3 protein-coding genes are annotated in these 3,389 nt (G+C 62.3%); 1 reads left to right on the plus strand and 2 read right to left on the minus strand.

Going from position 1 to position 3,389, the window contains the following annotated elements; all coding sequences use genetic code 11:
• On the minus strand, positions 1-1,250 hold a 1,250-nt coding region (locus AB4Z11_RS27100; protein ID WP_442028943.1), incomplete at its 3' end, for a TonB-dependent receptor.
• A 307-nt stretch (positions 1,251-1,557) separates the two neighbouring features.
• Here AB4Z11_RS27100 and AB4Z11_RS27105 point away from each other — a divergent pair.
• A complete protein-coding gene (locus tag AB4Z11_RS27105; RefSeq protein WP_442028944.1) occupies positions 1,558-2,832 on the plus strand; it encodes an ROK family transcriptional regulator in 1,275 nt (424 codons plus the stop codon).
• Here AB4Z11_RS27105 and AB4Z11_RS27110 read toward each other — a convergent pair.
• Positions 2,833-3,389: inner membrane CreD family protein (locus AB4Z11_RS27110; RefSeq protein WP_442028945.1), on the minus strand; the 557-nt coding region annotated here is incomplete at its 5' end. It lies immediately after the preceding gene.

Here is a 3,389-nt window from a genome sequence, read left to right on the forward strand (position 1 = left end):
GATTTCGATTCGGCGGTCGAGTGGTGCGCATCGAACACCAGTTTCAGGGAGCTGGTTGGCTTCCACACGGTGTTGAAGCCGATCGATTTATTTTCCGACTTGGTCGCGTAGTCGGCGCCATTCATCGCGATGTCCTGCGCCGTCACGTTTTCCTGATAGAAGATCGGGGAAGCGATCGGGCCACCAGTCCACGAGCTCACGGAAGGCCCCATATTGAACCAGGCGCTCAGCTCATGCGACTTGGTCTGGATCTTGTTCTGCGAGTAGGTGTAATCCAGCGTGGTAACCGACTCGTTCACCGGCTTGAACTGCAAGGTCAGCTGGCCATTGGTACGCTGACGCTGCGAACCGCGCATGAAGTAGGAAATATTCTGCGGCACCGAATAGATGGTGCTGCCTGTCGGGCGGTTGGTGATGTCGCCATAGCCCGCCTGGCCTGCTTGCGGAATCGTGCCCCAGTTGTTTTCGTCGGCTTTGAACGGACCGCGCCAGCCATTGGTGATGGACGCCGTGTTCACGCCCAGGTTGCGCTCCTGGTAGCTGCCGCTGATAGCGATACCAAACTTACCGTCAGCAAAGGTGTTGCTGTAGATGCCGGAGATCTCCGGCGTGACGGAAGTCTTGGCCTTGTCTTCATCCGGCAGGTGGTCGTTCGAGCTGTCGTACACGCCCTTCACGCCGATACTGGAATGCAGGCCCGGATTGTCGAACGGGCGCGCGGTGATGATGTTGACCGTCGCGCCAATGCCGCCCGGCGGCGTGTCGGCGCGGCTGGTTTTGTAGACCTGGATCTGCTGAATCGCATCGGACGCCAGGTTGGCGAAGTCGAAAGCGCGGCCGTTCAGATCGGCCAGGCTGGACGTCGGCATCTGGCGGCCATTCAATAGGATCATGTTCAGGTCGGGACCGACACCGCGCACGGTGACCTTGGCGCCCTCGCCGTTGGTACGGTCGATCGAGACGCCGGAAATGCGCTGGATCGATTCGGCCAGGTTGGTATCGGGGAATTTACCGATGTCATCGGCGACGATACCGTCAACGATGCCATCAGAGTTGCGCTTGAGGTTCAGAGTGGACTGCATCGAGGCACGGATGCCCGACACAATCACTTTTGGCGCGTCGCCGGAATCCCCGACCGACCTGACGGCCTCGGCGTCTTGCGCCTGCGCCGGCAGATAGCTGGCACAGACACTGGCAACGGCCAGGCTGATCAGGCGCCGGTTCATACGGCGCTTTGAAAACGTTTTCATAGAGTGATGCACGTGGTCTCCTTGGTTTTGATTTAATTAGAAGCGACTACCCGGTGCTGAAACAGAAAGACTGAAAACGGCTGCGGCGCGGTGGCGCCGAGATACTGCACTTCCAACCGGCGGTTAGCCCTTAGGAAGGTTGAATGACTTAGTCCAATCGAATTACTAATTGAGCAAGGCAAGAATAGGAGAAATGTAATAATTCGTCAATCGGATGAACAAATTACTGCGCATGCAATGTTGCATGAATACAGCACTCGTCGCTTCGTGTATGATCGGCTGACGCCCTACTTCCCAACCGAAACCCATGATTGTCGCTGGCGACCAGCAGCTGCTGAAGCAAATCAACCGCATGGCCCTGGTGCGCCAACTGTGCAGTCAGCCGGGTCTGTCACGGGCGGCGCTGGCCGAAATCGTGGGGCTGACCAAATCCACCGTCAGCATGCTGGTACGCGAGCTGCTGGACGAGGGCTGGCTTACCGAAAGCGAGCTGCGCGCCACAGGCGCCCTGGGCCGCCGCGCCACCCCGCTGCACATCGATGGCAGCCGCCTGGCCTTGCTGGGCGCCGACCTGGGCATCGGCGAAGCGCGCATCGTCGCCACTAGCTTGCTGGGCGATGTGCTGGCCGAACGCGTCCTGCCCTACGCCGACGCCACCAACCCCGATGCCTGCATTGCCGCTGCCGCGGCCAGCATGGCCGACCTGGCACGTCCCGGCGGTGAACTGCACGGGCGCACCATGCTGGGCGTGGGCGTCGGCCTGCACGGCGTGGTCGATGACGTGACGGGAGTGCTGCATTACGCGCCCCACATGGGCTGGCGCAATGTGGACGTGGCCAACCAGCTGCGCAGCCACTTCCAGGGCACGGCGCTGGCAGGCCTGCCGCTGTTCGTGCAGAACGAAGCGAACGTCGCCGCACTGGCGGAACTGGAATTCTCCGGCCAGGTCGATGCCGACCCATTGATCTACCTGAGTATCGGCTACGGCGTCGGCGCCGGCATCATCGTCAACGGCCGCCTGCTGACAGGCCTGTATGGTTTCGCCGGTGAAGTCGGTCACACCATTCTGCAGCAAGGCGGCCCGCCCTGCTCGTGCGGCCGGCGCGGTTGTGCCGATGCGCTGATCGGCTTGCAGGCCTTGCTGGACGAGGTCTATGGAAAATTGCCCGGCGCCGGCCCCGAGCACCTGGAACGCCTGTTCCAGCAAGCGGAAGCCGRTGAAGCGCCCGCCTGCAAGGCCATCGAAGCAGCAGGACGCAATCTGGGTGTGCTGCTCAACAATCTGTGGGTCGCCTTCGACCCGATGTGCATCGTGCTGGGCGGCGCTGCAATCCGGCTCGGCGAGCGCTTCATCGAAACCGGTCGCCGGGTACTGAACGACTACGCCAGCGCCACCCTGCTGCCTGCACCCACCACCCGCACGCCGCACTTCGGCAGCAACGCCATCGCCATCGGGGGCAGCGCCATGGTGCGCCACTACCTGATGCGCCCCTTCGTAGGCGAGGGCGCGGCCCGCCGCACCGGCGGCAAACCGGCCGACCTGTCACCCGCCCCTGCGGCAGGCTTCTGGGCCTGGAGCTAATCACGCCAGTTCGGTTTCACCGCCGAGGCGATACCAGTCGACCTTGCGGGTTGCCACCATGATGGCGGCCAGTACCGCGAACAGCAGGATCGCGCCCAGCACCAGGGCATTGTTCTCGGAACTGAGCAAGCCATACAGCACGCCGTACAACATTGTGAGCGCTGCGCCGAAGCCGACGCCGCGTTTGCGGTCGCGCAGCACGTGGGCCAGGTAGTAGCCGATCAAAGCAATACACGCGGCACTGGCCACCAGATAGGCAAGCAGGAAGTCGATGTGTTCGGACAGGCTGACCAGCAGCAGGAAGAACAGCGCGAGCRCCAGCCCGACCAGCGCATACTGCACCGGGTGCACCGGCAAGCGTTTCATCACCTCGAACAGGAAGAAGGCAGCGAAGGTCAGCGCGACAAACAGCATGCCGTACTTGGTCGCGCGGTCCGCCATCGAGTACACATTGACCGGTTCGAYAAAGCTGGTGCGGATGGCATCGACCGGCGGTGTGCCACGCGGTTCAGGACCCGAGGCGCGCTCCAGACGCAGCAGCTGATCCTGTGCTTCCG

Origin of the sequence: Pseudoduganella sp. RAF53_2 (assembly GCF_052113985.1) — a bacterium.
Taxonomy (GTDB): domain Bacteria; phylum Pseudomonadota; class Gammaproteobacteria; order Burkholderiales; family Burkholderiaceae_D; genus Rugamonas.